Here is a 15,056-nt window from a genome sequence, read left to right as displayed (position 1 = left end):
GTGCGAACCCGGTGTGTCCGCCGCATCGGGTTCGGGCGGTTTGCCTACAATCCGGACATTCCACACCCAACCCCCGTGCGAGCACGGGCCATTGCCTCGACGTGCCCGGTGGGGTGCGGCGTTGCATTCGCGGCGCGTGAGATGTCTCACAGCCCGGAGGTCGCCTGACGGAGTGTCACGGCGGTGCGACTCCCGGCATTCGAAGATCAACATTCAGCGGGGAGCCGCTCACGGCCGGTTATCGCGACCCCGGTGATTCAGTCGGCTATGTCCGTTTACGTACCGTCAGGAGAAGGCCCCGTGAAGAGTTCGGGGCTGCGGGTAAAAGGCCTCGTGCACCTGCAATGTCCCGTGCTGATGCACGTGCACTGCAGCTATCATCGCGTCAAGTGAGGCGTTGTGCCGGGCCGGTACGGGGCCGGTCCGTTCGTTCGGCGGTGCCGGGGGCGCCGCGCTGGACGACAACTCCGGAGCTCTTCGGGAGACTTCTATGCACGACTCGCAGAACACGCACGGCTCGCACGGCACCTACAACGGGATGGCTGCGGCCGATCTCACGGGGGTGGTCTGGCAGAAGAGCCGGCACAGCAACTCCCAGGGCAACTGCGTCGAGTTCGCGGCCCTGCCGGGCGGCGACGTGGCGATGCGCAACTCGCGCTTCCCGGACGGTCCGGCCCTCATCTACACCCGGGCCGAGATCGCCGCCCTGCTGCTGGGGGCCAAGGACGGGGAGTTCGACCACCTGGCGGTCTGACCGACCGCCGTGCTCCACCATCGGGGGGCCGTCGTGGGTGCCGACACCACGACGGCCTTTGTCTTTTCCACTGTCTCGGGTGCCGTCGCCTCCCGGACCGGTCGCCGCCCGGGGGAACCGGTGACGGGGCCTGGCGCAGGGGCCCGGGGTGTGGTCCTCCCGGGGCTTCCCTCGACCGGCCGCTCCGCCTGCCGTTCGGCCCGCTGAAGGGCCTGGCACGGGACTGCGTACCGGGCCGACCACTCGACCGGTGTGCCGATCGACCACTCGACCGCTCTCCCGGCCGATCACCGGGCAGGTCATCGCACCGGTCTCCCGACCGATCATCGGGCCGGTCCTTCGGCCGACCGCGCGCCGGGCGCTGCTCGCCACGTGCCGCGAGGCGCTAGGCCGAGCGCCGGTGCCGTCCACCGATGTCGACCGGGCCGCCGAGCGCGTCGATCGCCGCGCGCCCACCGATCTCCGGGCGTCCGTCGAGCGGGCCGCCCGCCGGCTCCGCCTCGAACAGGGCCCAGACCACCTTGCCGCTGCCCAGCGGGTGCCAGCCCCAGGAGCGGCTGAAGGACTCCACCAGGTGCAGCCCGCGGCCGGATTCGGCGACGAAGTCCGCCTCCCGGGCCACCGGGCCCACGCTGCTCGGATCGCTCACCGCGCAGACCACCTGGGGCGCGCGGTGCACGAGGCTTATTCGGATCGGCAGCCGCCCGTCCGGGGTCACCTGTGTGGGAAAGTCGAACTCGCCCGGGGCACCGCCCGTCGGGTCGGGCCGTGCGCCGATCGCATGCCGGAGCGCGTTGGTCACGAGTTCCGACGCCACCAGCGCCACGTCGTCGAACAGCTCCGTCAGTCCCCAACGCTGGAGCGTGGTCCGGGCGAAGTCGCGCGCGGTTCTGACGGCTTCGAAGCGAGGAGCGAGCGTACAGGTGACCACATGGGGGTCAACCGCCAAAGCCGTACCGGTGCTCATGAAGAGCTCCTCCCATAAGGGGGCGGACACGGCTGGACCCGCCGGGGTCATGCCGGTCACCTCCGACTCGCTCGGCCGCTCGGCCGCCCCTTCGACCAGACGCGCGCGCACTCGAACGCCCGATGACGCGGGGGACGCCGTCGGGCCGGTGCACGGAGTCGCGCGTGGGGTCGACGCGGAGCCCGCGGGATTGCCAGGGATGTGCAGGTGCACGTGCACCATGGTGGTGTGCGCTCACTGCAGATGCAAGAGTCGATTCACGTGCAGTCGCACTATTGGCATATGCAAGCGCCGGATGCACGTGCATCCTGGTGTGCGGAGTGCAGAACTGATAGGAACATCCGTCAGTATCGGCACCGTGAGCGCTCAACTGATGGCAGACTGTGCGCTGTTTGCCCTAGGTGGAGGTTTCGACCGCATGACCACAGTTCAGCCGGGCGGCGGCTCGATGGTCCGCCGGATCCTCCTCGGCTCGCAGCTACGTCGCCTGCGAGAGGCGCGCGGCATCACCCGCGAGGACGCGGGCTACGCGATCCGGGCCTCCGAGTCCAAGATCAGCCGCATGGAACTCGGCCGCGTCAGCTTCAAGGAGCGCGACGTCGCCGACCTGCTCAGCCTGTACGGCGTCGACGACGGCATGGAGCGGGAAGCCCTGCTCGGCCTGGTCCGCGAGGCCAACAAGTCCGGCTGGTGGCACAGCTTCAACGACGTGCTGCCGGGCTGGTTCCAGACCTACGTCGGGCTGGAGGAGGCCGCCCAGCTGATCCGCACCTACGAGGTGCAGTTCATCCCCGGGCTGCTGCAGTCCGAGGAGTACGCACGGGCGGTTTTCGGCCAGAGTCGGCCGGTCATCAGCGAGGAAGAGGTCGAACGGCGGGTCAGCCTCCGTCTGCGCCGCCAGAAGCTGCTGACCGAGGGCGCCAGCCCGCGTCTGTGGGCGGTCATCGACGAGGCCGCGCTGCGCCGGCCGGTCGGCGGGCCCAAGGTGATGCGCGGTCAGGTGCAGTACCTGATCGACGTCGCCGAGCAGGCCAACGTGGTGATCCAGGTGATGCCGTTCCGCTTTGGGGCGCACGCCGGGGAGTCCGGCGCGTTCACGATCCTGCGCTTCCCGGAGCAGGACCTCGCGGACGTGGTCTACCTGGAGCAGCTCACCAGTGCGCTCTACCTGGACAAGCGGGACGACGTCGACGCGTACATCCAGGTCATGGAGCGGCTCTGCGTGGACAGCCTCACACCGGAGCGCACCATAGACCTGCTCGCCTCGATCCTGAAGGAGCGCTGAGCCCCAGGGGAACGCCGAACCCTGAGGGAGTACCGAGTCCCGCAGGAGCGCCGAACCCTGAGGGAGCGCTGAGCCCCGGAACGCCGCCGAGCCGCTGCGGTCCGGGCCCCGGGAGTCTCCTCCCTCACGGAGCCCCCGGCAGCGGATCGAAGTGAGTGAGTGAGTGAGTGAGTGGCAGGCCGCCCACCCGCCGTCAACCGCGGGCCGGCGGCCTTTCGCGTTCCGGCGGGTCGGGCTGCGGCGGGTTGCCGAGGTGCCAGGACAGGTCGTAGCGGCGGAAGAGGTCGGCCCGGATCGGGGCGAGCGGGAGCTCGGCGCCCGGCAGCAGCACCCCGATGCAGCCTCCCATCAGCGCACTGCGCAGCACCGCGTGCTCGGCAACCGGGTCCGGCGCGCCCCAGTCGAGCAGCAGTCCCTGGAGGATGGCGCCGAGCTGCTGCTGCTCCGGGTCCTGGACGAAGGCGCCGGTGTCCGGGTCGAGGATCAGCGCCAGGTGGGAGCGCATCACCCGCGGGTGGTCCATCGCCAGCGCGAGGACGGCGTCTATGGCGCGGGCCAGCCGGGCTTCGGGGGAGGAGCCGGGCGCGAGTTCCGCCAGGGCGCTGGACAGCGACTTGTGCATCATCCGGTGCGTCGCGGACTGCATCAGCAGTCGTTTGCCGTCGAAGTAGTAGGAGAGCAGTCCACGGGCGAGCCCGGCGCGCTCGGCGATGTCGGTGAGTGTCGTGCCCGCGTAACCGCGCTGGTCAACCAGCTCGACGGTGGCCCGCATGATGCGCCGGCGGGAGCGTTGCCGCATCTCCTCGTTGACCGAATCCCCGCGAGGTGCCATCGTGTCTGCTCCGAACGTTCGTTGGCTCCGGGCCAATATACTTGCGAAGCCGACTGCCGCCCCGCGGAACCGCGCCCCGACGGGCGCCGCCCGGGCGGCCGGTACGAAGACGGCCGGCTCCACCAACACGGGGGTTTGGTGGAGCCGGCGCCACTGCCCGACGGCCGGGGGTCGGCCGCGGGCGGGGCTCACGGGATCAGCGCTCGGTCAGGACTTCGGCCCGGGCCGCCGTCGACCCGACTGACGGATAATCATAGTCAGGCACCGTCACGGGGACCGCATTGCGACGTCGGTCCACCAGTGCTCCGACCGTCGCGACCAGCAGTCCGACCAGCGCGACAGCCGTGACGAACACCAGCGCCGGCCGGTACCCGTCCAGTTGGGCCTGCGGGCTGTCGCCGCCCGCGCTGCCGGCCGTGATCATCGCGGTCGCCCCGGCCAGCACCACCGCCGTGCCGACCTGGATCGCGGTGTTCACCAGGCCCGAGGCCAGGCCCTGCTCCTCGTCGGCCACGCCGTCGGTGGCGGCGATGTTCACCGAGGGGAAGGCGAGCGCGAAACCGACGCCGAGCAGCAGCATCGAGGGCAGCACCAGGGCGACGTAGGAGCTGTGCTCGTCCAGCCGCAGGAAGAGGGCGAACGCGCCGACCAGGGCGAGCACGCCGATCGGCAGCAGCCGCCCGGTGCCGAAGCGGTCCACGATCGGGCCCATGAAGGGCGCGGAGAGGGCGATGAACGCGCCGGCCGGCAGCAGTCCCAGGGCCATCTGCAGGGCCGACCAGCCGAGCAGGTGCTGCAGGTAGAGGGTCACCACGAACTGGAAGCCGCCGTACGCGCCGGTCATCGCGAAGGCGACCAGGTTGGCCCGGGCGACCGAGCCGTTGCGGAAGATGCCGAGCCGTACGAGCGGGTGGGCGGTACGGCTCTCGACCAGCAGGAAGGCGGCGGCCAGCGCGGCGACCGCGACCAACGAGCCGATCGTGCGCAGGCTCAGCCAGCCGGCGCCCTGCGCCTCGGTGACGGTGAACACCAGCAGCAGCACGGTCGAGGTGCCGGTGATCGCGCCCAGCACGTCGTAGCCGCCCTTGGCGGGCTCCTCGACCGGGCGGGGGAGCAGGCGGATCGCGAAGACCAGGGCGAGCAGCGCGACCGGGACGGGCATCAGGAAGGTCCAGCGCCAGCCGACCGAGGTGAGCAGGCCGCTCAGCACCAGGCCGAGCGAGAAGCCGCTGGCGCCGCAGGTGGTGTAGATCGACAGCGCGCGGTTGCGGGCCGGGCCCTCGGCGAAGGTGGTGGTGATGATCGACAGGCCGGCCGGGGCGGTGAAGGCGGCGCTGACGCCCTTGAGGAAGCGGGCCGCGATCAGCAGGCCGCCGTCGTCGACCAGGCCGCCGACCAGCGAGGCGGCGGCGAAGGCGGCCAGGGCGACCAGGAAGACCCGACGGCGGCCGAGCAGGTCGGCGGCGCGGCCGCCGAGCAGCAGCAGGCCGCCGTAACCGAGCACGTAGCCGGAGACCACCCATTGCAGGGTGGAGGTGGACAGATGCAGCTCGGAACCGATGGACGGGAGGGCGACGCCCACCATCGAGACGTCCAGGGCGTCCAGGAACATGGCGGCGCAGAGCACGATCAGGGTGCCCCAGAGGCGGGGAGTCCAGTGCGGCCCGCTGGTTGACGGGGCGTCGGGTGGCGTGACGGTCGCGGTGGTCATGGGGAGGACAGTACATGCGTGTGCATTCAATGCAAATGAATTAGATGTGAACGCAATAATTTACGGCGCGGGTGCTAGGGTGGCGGCGTGGCAGAACTCGACTCCCAGGCGGAGGCCGGCCTCGTCGCGCAGTGGCGCGAGCTGCTGGCCCGGCATGCTGCGGCCGCCTGCATGCTCGACCGCGAGCTGGGTGACCGGTTCGGGCTGGGCATGAGCGAGTTCGAGGTGCTGGAGCGCCTGGTCGAGGGGTGCGACGCCGGCGGCGGCCACGCGCTGCGGGTGAGTGAGCTGGCGCCCACCGTCCACCTGAGCCAGAGTGCGCTCTCCCGGCTGATCGCCCGCCTGGAGAAGGCCGGTCTGGTGACCCGGGCGATGTGTGAGGCCGACCGGCGGGGCATCGTGCTCACCCTCACCGAGGCCGGTCGGGATCGCTACGAGCAGGCCCGGCCGCTCCACCGCGAGGTGCTGGGGCTGACCCTCGGCGGCGGCGGGCTCGACAAGTCCTGCGAAGCCCCGCCGGACTGATCCGGCGTCACGTTCCGTCCGGCTGAGCGGGTCTGCTCGGGTCTGCTCGGGTCTGCTTGGGTCTGCTTGGCTCGGACCGGCCCGGAACGGCGATCCGCCCGGGTCGCTGAGCGGCTCAGAGGAGCGAGTGCAGCCCCGGGGCGACGGCCAGCAGGACGGCCGCGGCGGGTGCGGCGAGGGCCACCACGGTGAGCCGGAGCCGGTGTGACACCGGGAGCCGCGGGCGGCCCGCGAGGAGGCGGTCCACCCGCTTCGGGGACTGCGCCAGGCCGGGCGGACAGGAGCCGAACACCCCGCGGTCCAGGTTGAGTTCGGCCAGCGCGAGGGCGGTGGTGTGCCGACCGTGCCGACGTGCGGCCCGGTCGTCGGCCGCCAGCTCGACCAGCTCCGCCACCTGGTCGCGGAACGCGCTGAACACGCCCACGCCGGGGAAGCCGGAGGCGAGCGCCTGCGCGAACTGCTGCAGCCAGTGGTGCCGGGCCCGCACGTGGCCGCGCTCGTGGCTCAACACGGCCGCCAGTTCCCGATCGGTCAGCTGCTGGAGCGCGCCGGTGGTGACCACCAGGCGGGAGTTCGGGCCCGGCAGCGACCAGGCCTCCGGGCGGACGTTCTCCAGCACCACCAGCCGCTCCCGGCTGCTTCGGGTGGTCTCGATCGAATCGGGCAACTCCGGCGCGCGGGTGGCGAGTTGCGCATGCCGACGGTCGCGCAGCGCCTTGGCCGTACGGACCTCGCGGGTGAGCGCCAGCACCGTCTGGACCCCACCGGCCGCCAGCACCGCGGCGCACAGCCGGCCCCAGCCCTCGGCGTCCTGCAGCCCGTACGCGGCCTCCACGCCGAGCGGCGCACCCGAGAACACCAGCGCGCGCAGCTCCGGCAGGGCGGCGGAGGCGGCCAGCAGCAGACCCAGTGCGCAGCACAGCAGCACCGCCACCACGAGGCACTGCCACACCAGCAGCGCCAGCACCGGTTCGCGCTCCACCCAGCGGGCCCGGGCCAGCAGCCGGGGCGCGACGGTCGAGAGCAGCAGTCCGAGCAGCAGCAGGCCGATCAGGGCAGTCATCGCATGGGCTCCCCGAGTACGCACGGAACGCGACATGGCGCTCCCTGCCAACCTATGCGCTGGCGACGTCCGGTGGAACGGCTTTCGACGGGCCAGTGACCAACGCCACGCGCGCGGCGGGGGATTGGCGTACGAGGGCGGGCGGCATTACATGGTCAGGAGCATGGCGAACATGCCGATGCCCACGGTGAGCCGGCAGGCCTGCGGGAGTCCGGCGGTGCCGACGGCGAGGGTGCCGGCCGGGGTGCGCAGCAGCCGGCTGCCGGCCCAGACGGCGTACCCGCCGAAGTAGAGGAGGAGGGCGCCGGTCAGCAGCGGCACGCCCAGGCCGCCTTGGTGGTGCTGATGGCCGGGGGGCCCGGCCATCGTGAGGGCCGTGTACGTCATGGCGAGCGCGCCGACGGCGTGGTGCAACCGGTGGGCCCGGCCGGCCGGGGCGTGGGCGGCGGCGAGCAGGAAGGCCGCGGCGGGGAGGCCGAACAGCGAGGCCCAGACGGCAGCCGGGACGGTGGCGCCGGTGACGGCCATCGCGGCCATGCCGAGCCCCATCAGGGCCTCGGCGGCGTCGGACTCCCGGGCGCGCGGGCGGTGCGTGCCCGACGCGCAGGGTGTGGGGGAGTGGCGCAGCCGGATCAGGCAGGTGGCGCCGGCCGTGGCGGTGAGGAGGGCGAGGAGCCAGTTGACCAGGGTGGGTCCGTGCAACGGCGGCCTCCCGGGGCGGCGGGCGACGGAGGGCGGCGAACGACGAACAGCGGTCGGCGAACAGATGACAGCTGACAGATTTCAACATCTGTCAGCTGTCGGCTGTCAGCTGTCAGTCGTCATCTGTTCGTCGTGTCGTCGCCGCCGTTCGCCGCCGTTCGCCGCCCCCGTCCGCGGTGACGGTCGTCCCGTCCACGATCACCGCTGCCACCTCGGCGTGGCCAGGGCGCGTACGGGGGCGCACGGTTGTGACCGTCGTTGCGAAGCTCCCGGCCGCACACCCCCACCGGCCGCCCGGCCTCAGCCCTGGAGCCGTCCCGAGGCGACCACCCGGCTGAGGAACTGCCGCGTCCGCTCCTCCCGCGGATCGCCGAACACCTGCTCCGGCGGCCCCTGTTCGAGCACCACCCCGTCGTCCAGGAAGCAGACCTGGTCGGCGACCTCCCGCGCGAACCCCATCTCGTGCGTGGAGAGGACCATCGTCATCCCCTGCTCCTTGAGGTCCCGCACCACCGAGAGCACCTCCCCGACCAGCACCGGGTCGAGCGCCGCCGTGATCTCGTCCAGGAGCAGCAGCCGCGGCCCGGTGGCCAGTGCGCGCACGATGGCGACGCGCTGCTGCTGCCCGCCGGAGAGCCGGTCCGGATACTCCTCGGCCTTCGCCGCCAGTCCGAGCCGGTCGAGCAGTTCCAGCGCCCGCGCCTCCGCCTCGGCCCGCGCGACCCCGTGCACCCGGCGCGGCGCGAGCGTGATGTTCTCCAGCACGGTCATGTGCGGGAACAGGTTGTACGACTGGAACACCACTCCGATCCGGCGCCGCACGGCGTCCTCGTCCGCGCGTGGATCGGTGATCTCCTCACCGTCCAGGAAGATCGCTCCGTCGTCGATGCCCTCCAGCAGGTTGACGCACCGCATGAGCGTGGACTTCCCGGAGCCGGAGGCCCCGATCAGCGCCGTCACCGAGTGCTCGGGCACGGCGAGGTCCACGTCGCGCAGCACCACCTGGGCGCCGAAGGTCTTGCGCACCGAGTCCAGCCGCAGCACCTGCGTCGTCACACCGCACCTCCCTGGAGCTGCCGACGGTTCATCCGCGCGGTCAGCCAGTCGGCGAACCGGGTCAGCGGAACGGTCAGCACGATGAACACCAGACCCGCCAGCAGGTACGGCGTGAAGTTGAAGGACCGGGACGCGATGATCTTCGCCGCGTACACCGCGTCGATCGCACCGCCGATGGACACCAGCCCGGTGTCCTTCTGCAAGCTCACCAGGTTGTTGAGCAGTGGCGGAACCACCCGGCGGACCGCCTGCGGCAGCACCACGTACCGCATCGCCTGCGCGTTGGTCAGCCCCAGCGACCGCGCGGCGGCCCGCTGGCTCGGGTGCACCGATTCGATGCCGGAGCGGAACACCTCCGACACGTACGCCGAGTACGTCAGCACCAGCGCGGCCCCGCCCAGCAGCAGGGGATCGGTGGTGACCCCGGTCAGCCGCAGCGCCGGCACCCCGGTGATCATCACCAGCAGACAGATGATCATCGGCAGCCCGAGGAAGAAGTCCACGTACGCGGTGGCCAGCAGCCGCACCGGCAGGAAGACCGGCCCGCGCAGCGTCCGCAGTACTGCGAGCAGCAGGCCGAACACCAGGATCAGCACCCCGCAGCCGAGCATCAGCTCCAGGTTCACCCGCAGCCCCTTCAGCACCTCGGGCAGCGCCTGACGGGCGTAGCCGAGGTTGAAGAAGGTCCGTCGAGTCACCTGCCAGCCGGGGGAGTTGACGATCAGCAGGTAGAGCGCGACCGCTGTCGCGAGGGTCGAGGCGGCGGCGATCAGCGCCGATCGGCGGGCCCGGGCGCGCCGGTACGCCTCGTGCGCGAGTCGCCGCTCGGACGGGCGGTACCCGTCGTCCCCGTCCGCGCGCTTCGCGAGCTCCGGGGCTCCGGTCGCCGTCGCGTCCCCGGCCGTGCCGGGGCTGGTGTCAGCGCTCACTTCAGCACCGGCGCCGAGACGGCGTCGGAGAGCCACTGCTTCTCCAGCTTCGCCAGCGTGCCGTCCGAGCGCAGCGCGTCCACGGCCTGCGACACGCAGCCGGTCAGCTTGGAGCCCTTGTCCAGCACCAGGCCGAACTGCTCGCCCTGCGAGGCCGTCTCGAACTGGCCCACCACCTGGGCCTCCGGCACCTCGGCGCCGGTGATGTAGAAGGCGGTCGGCAGGTCCACCACCAGGGCCTCGACCTGGCCGTTCTTCAGCGCGGCCTTGGCCAGGTCGTTGGAGTCGAAGACGGCCGGCTGGCTGCTCGGCTTGATGGTGCCGGTGATGGTGTCCAGGCTGGTGGTGCCGACCTGCGCGCCGAGCTTGGCGGCCTTGAGGTCGGCGATGCTCTTGGCGCCCGCCGCCTTGGAGTTCTTCAGCGCGATGACGGCCTGGCGCACGTCGTAGTAGCCGGAGGAGAAGTCCACCGCCTGCTTGCGCTCGTCGCTGATCGACACCTGGTTGATGTCGAAGTCGAAGTCCTTGGCGCCCGGCGCGGTCGCCTTGCCGAACGGCGCGACCACCCAGCTGACCTTGGACGTCGGGTACCCGAGCTTCTCCGCCACCGCGTAGGCCACGGCCGACTCGAAGCCCTTGCCGTTCTCCGGCTTGTCCTCGGAGAACCAGGGGTCGTAGGCGGGCTTGTCGGTGCCGATGGTCAGCGTCCCGGCCGTCCGCGTCGCCAGTGCCCCCGGCGCGCAGCCCGCCGCCGTGCCGGCCGCGCCCTGGGCGCCGGAGGCGGCGTCGGACTTCGAGTCCTGCGGTGCGCACGCGCTCAGCGTGGCCGCGGCGGCCACCAGCGCGGCGAGGGACAGTACGGCGGACGGCTTGCGGAGGGTCATGGCGGGACTCCAAGAGGAAGGACCGGGCAGGACGGGCGGGGAGAACGGGTACGGCGAGCAGGACGGTCGGGGCGAACGGGCGGGACGGCAGGCCGCGGAGGGGCGGGCCGTTTCCCGGCGGATCACTTCCCCCGGTGGCGGCGCCGGAACACACACGGCATGGTCGGCGTACGGGCCCATGTCCGCGGTGCCCCGAGCCGGATCCGCAGCAGCCGGGTCGACGACAGCCGGACAGCGGCCGGTGGCCGGGTCAACAGCAGCGGCGACAGTGGCAGCGGAGACCGCGCGCGCGACACCGACAGCAACAGCCGCCGTGTCGACGGGAGGGCACCCGGAACGGGCTGTCGTGGCGTACGGCCACCGTGATCACCGCCGGGAACATGCCGGGAGGTTCGCATCAGAACAGCGCATCTGTCCAGAACATCCAGATCAGTGTCCACATGCCGGACAACGGCCTGCCCGCACAGGATTTCGGGCCGCAGCGGCGGCGCACCGGAGCTTTGCCGGTCCGGACCCCCTTGAACGGGAGAACCTTTCGTACTTATGGTGTCCCCGTTGAAATAACTCCTGTCGAAGTGAGTCCACGATGCAGAATCTTTCGCCAAGGCTCGCTGTGGCGGCCGACGCCCCGGTCTCGACCCTCGCCGGCCACCCGGCCTGGCTGCGCCTGAAGGAGGCCGTCGAGTCGCTGCGCCCGCTGCAGTCCAAGGACGGCTCGATCGACCTGGCCGCCGTCCAGCGGCACGCCGTCGACCCGCTGGTCGCCACCGTCCGCGCCGCCGTCGAGGAGCTCGCCCCGAACTTCCCGCACGACGCCGCGTACCTCACCGCCGTCGACGCGGACCTCGCCAAGTGGGCCGACACCGGCTACCGGGAGCCCGACTTCCTCGACTCGCTGCTCGCCTTCCAGCCCGCCGACCAGCGCGAGGACGGCCTGGAGCACCTGGTCGTCTTCCCGATGTACACCCAGAACGGCAACCCGAACCGCAACCTGGAAGCCGTCCTGCTGCGCGTCGTGTGGCCCGACTGGCTGGCCGAGCTGGAGCGCACCCGCTTCGACAACCCGATGTTCGTGCCGATCACCTTCACGGACTTCACGGCCGGCTACGACACCAACTCCGCCGTCCTCTTCCCCGAGACGGTGTCCGTGCGCAAGGCGCCGGAACGTTTCACCTGGGGCGGCATCTTCTGCGACCGCGAGGCCGCGCGCTTCCGCGCCGTCTCCACCAGCGCCGTCCGGCAGCTGGGCCTGGAGATCCCGGCCGACGCCGAGGGCCTGCTCCAGGACCAGCAGCGCGCGCAGGAGACCTTCGTCCTGTGGGACCTGGTCCACGACCGCACCCACAGCCACGGCGACCTGCCGTTCGACCCCTTCATGATCAAGCAGCGCAGCCCGTTCTGGATGTACGGCCTGGAGGAGCTCCGCTGCGACCTCACCACCTTCAAGGAGGCGGTGCAGCTGGAGAGCGAGGGCAACCCGCACGCCCGCGACGTCCAGTACGCCGTCCTCTTCGACCGCATGTTCCGCTTCCCGGTCAGCGGCGACCGCGTGCGCAACTACGACGGCCTCGGCGGCCAGCTGCTCTTCGCGTACCTGCACAAGCACGACGCGCTGCGCTGGCGCGACAACCGCCTCAGCATCGACTGGGAGCGCGCCCCGCAGGTCACCAACGCGCTCTGCGCCGACATCGAGAAGCTGTACCGCGACGGCATCGACCGGCCCAAGCCGGCCCACTGGATCGCCGCCTACGAGCTGGTCTCCCAGTACCTCACCCCGCACCCCGCCTCCACCTGGGCGAAGGGCCCCGAGGCCCTGCCGCTCGACATCACCGACGGCAAGGCCCTCAACAAGGCCCTGTGCGACGCCGTGCTCCCGGACGAGTTCCCGCTGAGCATGTTCTACGAGGCCCTCAACAAGAAGCTGAGCGGCGTCATCGCCTCCACCACCGGCATCACCGGCAACAGCACCCAGGGAGCCGCAGCGTGACCACCTCCACCAACGCGCCGCTGGCCGGCAAGGTCATCGCCGTCGCCGGAGCCAGCGGCCCGGCCGGCCGCGCCGTGCTGCGCCGCCTCGCCGCCGACGGCGCCACCGTGATCGGTGCCGACATCGACGCCCAGCGCCTGGAGTCCGCCCTCGACGCCACCCGGGTGGCGGTGCGCGGAGCCAAGGTCAGCGGCCAGGTCATCGACCTGCTCGACCCGCAGGAGGTCCACGACTGGGCCGACCACCTGGAGTCGGAGCACGGCCACGTCGACGGCCTCTTCCACCTGGTCGGCGGCTGGCGCGGCAGCAAGACCTTCTTCGACAGCCGACTGGACGACTGGGACTTCCTGCACGACACCGTCGTGCGCACCCTCCAGCACACCTCGCTGGCCTTCCAGCCCGCGCTGGTCCGCAGCGAGTCCGGCCGCTACGCGATGATCTCCGCCGCGGCCGCGCACAAGCCCACCGCCGGCGGGGCCGCCTACGCCGCCGCCAAGGCCGCCACCGAGGCGTGGACCCTCGCCATGGCCGACTCGTTCAAGAAGGAGACCACCGCCCCGGACGGCGAGCCCACCGCGGCGGCTGCGATCCTGGTGATCAAGGCGTTGGTCAGCCCCGAAATGCGGGCCGAGAAGCCGGAGGCGAAGTTCGCCGGCTTCACCGACACCGCGGACCTCGCCGATCACCTGGCGGGCCTCTGGGACCGCCCCGCAGCAGAACTGAACGGACAGCACCTGTGGCTGACAGCCCGATGACCGACCTCACCCGTACGGACGCGGTACGGCGGCACGACCCCGCCGTCCGCGGCTTCGCCAGCGACAACTACGCCGGCGTGCACCCGGAGGTCCTGGCCGCGATCGCCCTCGCCAACGGCGGCCACCAGGTCGCCTACGGCGAGGACGACTACACGGCCCACCTCCAGGACGTCTTCCGCCGCCACTTCGGCGAGAAGGCCGAGGCGTACCCCGTCTTCAACGGCACCGGCGCCAACGTGGTCGCCCTCCAGTCGCTGCTCCCGCGCTGGGGCGCGGTGGTCTGCGCCGAGACCGCCCACATCCACGTGGACGAGGGCGGCGCCCCGGAGAAGATGGGCGGCATCAAGCTGCTCACCATCCCCACCCCGGACGGCAAGCTCACCCCCGAGCTGCTCGACCAGCAGGCCTGGGGCTACGGCGACGAGCATCGCGCGCAGCCGCTCGCGGTCTCCATCACCCAGAGCACCGAGCTCGGCACCCTCTACACCGCCGAGGAGATCCGCGCGATCACCGAGCACGCCCACGAGCTGGGCATGCTCGTCCACGTCGACGGCTCCCGCCTGGCCAACGCCGCCGCCTCGCTCGGCCAGCCGCTGCGTGCTTTCACGACCGACGTGGGCGTCGACGTGCTGTCCTTCGGCGGGACGAAGAACGGCCTGCTGTTCGGCGAGGTCGTGGTGGTGCTCAACCCCGAGCGGGTCCGCAACATCAAGTACCTGCGTAAGACCTCGATGCAGCTGGCCTCGAAGATGCGCTTCGTGTCGGTCCAGTTCGAGGCCCTGCTCTCCGGCGACCTCTACCTGCGCAACGCCGGCCACGCCAACGCGATGGCCAGCCGCCTGGAGGCCGCGGTCCGGGACATCGACGGCGTCGAGATCGTCCGCCCGGTCCAGGCGAACGCGGTGTTCGCGATCCTCCCGCGCGAGGTGAGCGAGCGGCTGCAGAAGCGTTACCGCTTCTACTTCTGGAACGAGCACACCGGCGAGGTGCGCTGGATGTGCTCCTTCGACACCACGGAGGCCGACATCGATGCCTTCGCGGCGGCCATCGTCGAGGAGATGGGCCGCGCCTGACGGTGATCGAACCACGAATCGCCCCCGTCCGGACTCCCGGGCGGGGGCGATTTGCATGTGGCGGGCCGGTCCCCGTACAGTTCCGGAGTCGCCGCGGGAGACCGGGGCGGCAAAGCGGAAAGCGAATCGGGTGAATGAAGCTCCGGTAAACGGAGCGGAAAACATTTGATAAGCTGGAAACACGAAAGAACGAAGCCCGGAGGGTCCGCTGGAAGGCGGTCCGAAGGAAGCGTCCGTTCCTTGAGAACTCAACAGCGTGCCAAAAGTCAACGCCAGATATGTTGACATCCCCGGCCTCGGTCGTTTGATCGGGGTTGGAGATTCCTTTTGAAATAACACTAGCGAGGACGCAGTGCGCGGGGCCGCCCTATTCCGGTGGTTGCCGTGCCGCTCAACGCGGGTGTGGACCGGCCCTGCTTAATGTTGGGGCCGAGTAAGCATTCACGGAGAGTTTGATCCTGGCTCAGGACGAACGCTGGCGGCGTGCTTAACACATGCAAGTCGAACGGTGAAGCCCTTCGGGGTGGATCAGT

Annotated in this window: 14 protein-coding genes and 1 rRNA gene; 7 read left to right on the top strand and 8 right to left on the bottom strand. The window is 71.1% G+C overall.

Annotated features, from left to right (window positions below):
* The first annotated feature begins 490 nt into the window (after positions 1–490).
* A complete protein-coding gene (locus ABTY56_RS04095) occupies positions 491–754 on the top strand; it encodes a DUF397 domain-containing protein (RefSeq protein ID WP_350626310.1) in 264 nt (87 codons plus the stop codon).
* Positions 755–1,139: 385 nt separating this feature from the next.
* Here the strand turns inward: ABTY56_RS04095 and ABTY56_RS04090 are convergent, their stop codons facing one another.
* Positions 1,140–1,721, bottom strand: a complete 582-nt coding sequence (locus tag ABTY56_RS04090) for an ATP-binding protein (RefSeq protein WP_350626308.1) — start codon at positions 1,719–1,721, stop codon at positions 1,140–1,142.
* A gap of 418 nt (positions 1,722–2,139) precedes the next feature.
* Here ABTY56_RS04090 and ABTY56_RS04085 point away from each other — a divergent pair, with 418 nt between their 5' ends.
* Positions 2,140–3,006: a Sco1979 family transcriptional regulator gene (locus ABTY56_RS04085; RefSeq protein ID WP_350626306.1), complete on the top strand. Its 867-nt coding sequence runs from the start codon at positions 2,140–2,142 to the stop codon at positions 3,004–3,006.
* Between the two features lie 193 nt (positions 3,007–3,199).
* Here the strand turns inward: ABTY56_RS04085 and ABTY56_RS04080 are convergent, their stop codons facing one another.
* Both ABTY56_RS04080 and ABTY56_RS04075 read right to left on the bottom strand, forming a co-directional pair.
* Positions 3,200–3,805, bottom strand: coding sequence for a TetR/AcrR family transcriptional regulator (locus ABTY56_RS04080; protein ID WP_350626303.1), 606 nt, complete (start codon positions 3,803–3,805; stop codon positions 3,200–3,202).
* 229 nt (positions 3,806–4,034) lie between these two features.
* Positions 4,035–5,549 (bottom strand): MFS transporter, encoded by a 1,515-nt coding sequence (locus ABTY56_RS04075; RefSeq protein ID WP_350626301.1) that lies wholly within the window; start codon positions 5,547–5,549, stop codon positions 4,035–4,037.
* 87 nt (positions 5,550–5,636) lie between these two features.
* Between ABTY56_RS04075 and ABTY56_RS04070 the strand changes: the two genes are divergently transcribed.
* On the top strand, positions 5,637–6,074 hold the full coding sequence (locus ABTY56_RS04070) for a MarR family winged helix-turn-helix transcriptional regulator (protein WP_350626299.1): 438 nt from the start codon (positions 5,637–5,639) through the stop codon (positions 6,072–6,074).
* A 115-nt stretch (positions 6,075–6,189) separates the two neighbouring features.
* Here the strand turns inward: ABTY56_RS04070 and ABTY56_RS04065 are convergent, their stop codons facing one another.
* The 5 genes from ABTY56_RS04065 to ABTY56_RS04045 all read right to left on the bottom strand — a co-directional run bounded on the left by ABTY56_RS04065 (position 6,190) and on the right by ABTY56_RS04045 (position 10,708).
* Positions 6,190–7,137, bottom strand: a complete 948-nt coding sequence (locus ABTY56_RS04065) for a M56 family metallopeptidase (RefSeq protein WP_350626297.1) — start codon at positions 7,135–7,137, stop codon at positions 6,190–6,192.
* Positions 7,138–7,284: 147 nt separating this feature from the next.
* Entirely contained in the window at positions 7,285–7,839 is a 555-nt protein-coding gene (locus ABTY56_RS04060) for a DUF5134 domain-containing protein (RefSeq protein WP_350626296.1), read from the bottom strand.
* 300 nt (positions 7,840–8,139) lie between these two features.
* Positions 8,140–8,895 (bottom strand): amino acid ABC transporter ATP-binding protein, encoded by a 756-nt coding sequence (locus tag ABTY56_RS04055; RefSeq protein ID WP_350626294.1) that lies wholly within the window; start codon positions 8,893–8,895, stop codon positions 8,140–8,142.
* Positions 8,892–9,824: an amino acid ABC transporter permease gene (locus tag ABTY56_RS04050; RefSeq protein ID WP_350626292.1), complete on the bottom strand. Its 933-nt coding sequence runs from the start codon at positions 9,822–9,824 to the stop codon at positions 8,892–8,894. The genes ABTY56_RS04055 and ABTY56_RS04050 overlap by 4 nt, the downstream gene beginning before the upstream one ends.
* On the bottom strand, positions 9,821–10,708 hold the full coding sequence (locus ABTY56_RS04045; RefSeq protein WP_350626290.1) for an ABC transporter substrate-binding protein: 888 nt from the start codon (positions 10,706–10,708) through the stop codon (positions 9,821–9,823). The genes ABTY56_RS04050 and ABTY56_RS04045 overlap by 4 nt, the downstream gene beginning before the upstream one ends.
* Positions 10,709–11,294: 586 nt before the next feature.
* Here ABTY56_RS04045 and ABTY56_RS04040 point away from each other — a divergent pair.
* The 4 genes from ABTY56_RS04040 to ABTY56_RS04025 all read left to right on the top strand — a co-directional run.
* Positions 11,295–12,695, top strand: coding sequence for a DUF6421 family protein (locus ABTY56_RS04040; RefSeq protein ID WP_350626288.1), 1,401 nt, complete (start codon positions 11,295–11,297; stop codon positions 12,693–12,695).
* Positions 12,692–13,450 carry an SDR family NAD(P)-dependent oxidoreductase gene (locus ABTY56_RS04035; RefSeq protein ID WP_350626286.1) on the top strand — a complete coding sequence of 253 codons (759 nt, stop codon included), beginning with the start codon at positions 12,692–12,694 and terminating at the stop codon, positions 13,448–13,450. Before ABTY56_RS04040 ends, ABTY56_RS04035 begins: the two co-directional genes overlap by 4 nt.
* Complete coding sequence (locus tag ABTY56_RS04030; RefSeq protein WP_350626639.1) at positions 13,447–14,523, top strand: threonine aldolase family protein; 1,077 nt, start codon at positions 13,447–13,449, stop codon at positions 14,521–14,523. The genes ABTY56_RS04035 and ABTY56_RS04030 overlap by 4 nt, the downstream gene beginning before the upstream one ends.
* A 440-nt stretch (positions 14,524–14,963) precedes the next feature.
* A 16S ribosomal RNA gene (locus tag ABTY56_RS04025) occupies positions 14,964–15,056 on the top strand; the annotation flags it as partial.

This window comes from Kitasatospora sp. NPDC097691, assembly GCF_040302665.1.
In the GTDB taxonomy this organism is placed as follows: Bacteria; Actinomycetota; Actinomycetes; order Streptomycetales; family Streptomycetaceae; genus Kitasatospora.
This window is presented reverse-complemented; position numbering and strand designations above follow the sequence as displayed.

Bases quoted from the DNA above. Each gene is read 5' to 3' on its own strand.
- ABTY56_RS04045 (WP_350626290.1), bottom strand. From the start codon at position 10,708: ATGACCCTCCGCAAGCCGTCCGCCGTACTGTCCCTCGCCGCGCTGGTG.
- ABTY56_RS04075 (WP_350626301.1), bottom strand. From the start codon at position 5,549: ATGACCACCGCGACCGTCACGCCACCCGACGCCCCGTCAACCAGCGGG.
- ABTY56_RS04085 (WP_350626306.1), top strand. From the start codon at position 2,140: ATGACCACAGTTCAGCCGGGCGGCGGCTCGATGGTCCGCCGGATCCTC.
- ABTY56_RS04065 (WP_350626297.1), bottom strand. From the start codon at position 7,137: ATGACTGCCCTGATCGGCCTGCTGCTGCTCGGACTGCTGCTCTCGACC.
- ABTY56_RS04080 (WP_350626303.1), bottom strand. From the start codon at position 3,805: ATGCGGCAACGCTCCCGCCGGCGCATCATGCGGGCCACCGTCGAGCTG.
- ABTY56_RS04030 (WP_350626639.1), top strand. From the start codon at position 13,447: ATGACCGACCTCACCCGTACGGACGCGGTACGGCGGCACGACCCCGCC.
- ABTY56_RS04095 (WP_350626310.1), top strand. From the start codon at position 491: ATGCACGACTCGCAGAACACGCACGGCTCGCACGGCACCTACAACGGG.
- ABTY56_RS04040 (WP_350626288.1), top strand. From the start codon at position 11,295: ATGCAGAATCTTTCGCCAAGGCTCGCTGTGGCGGCCGACGCCCCGGTC.
- ABTY56_RS04090 (WP_350626308.1), bottom strand. From the start codon at position 1,721: ATGAGCACCGGTACGGCTTTGGCGGTTGACCCCCATGTGGTCACCTGT.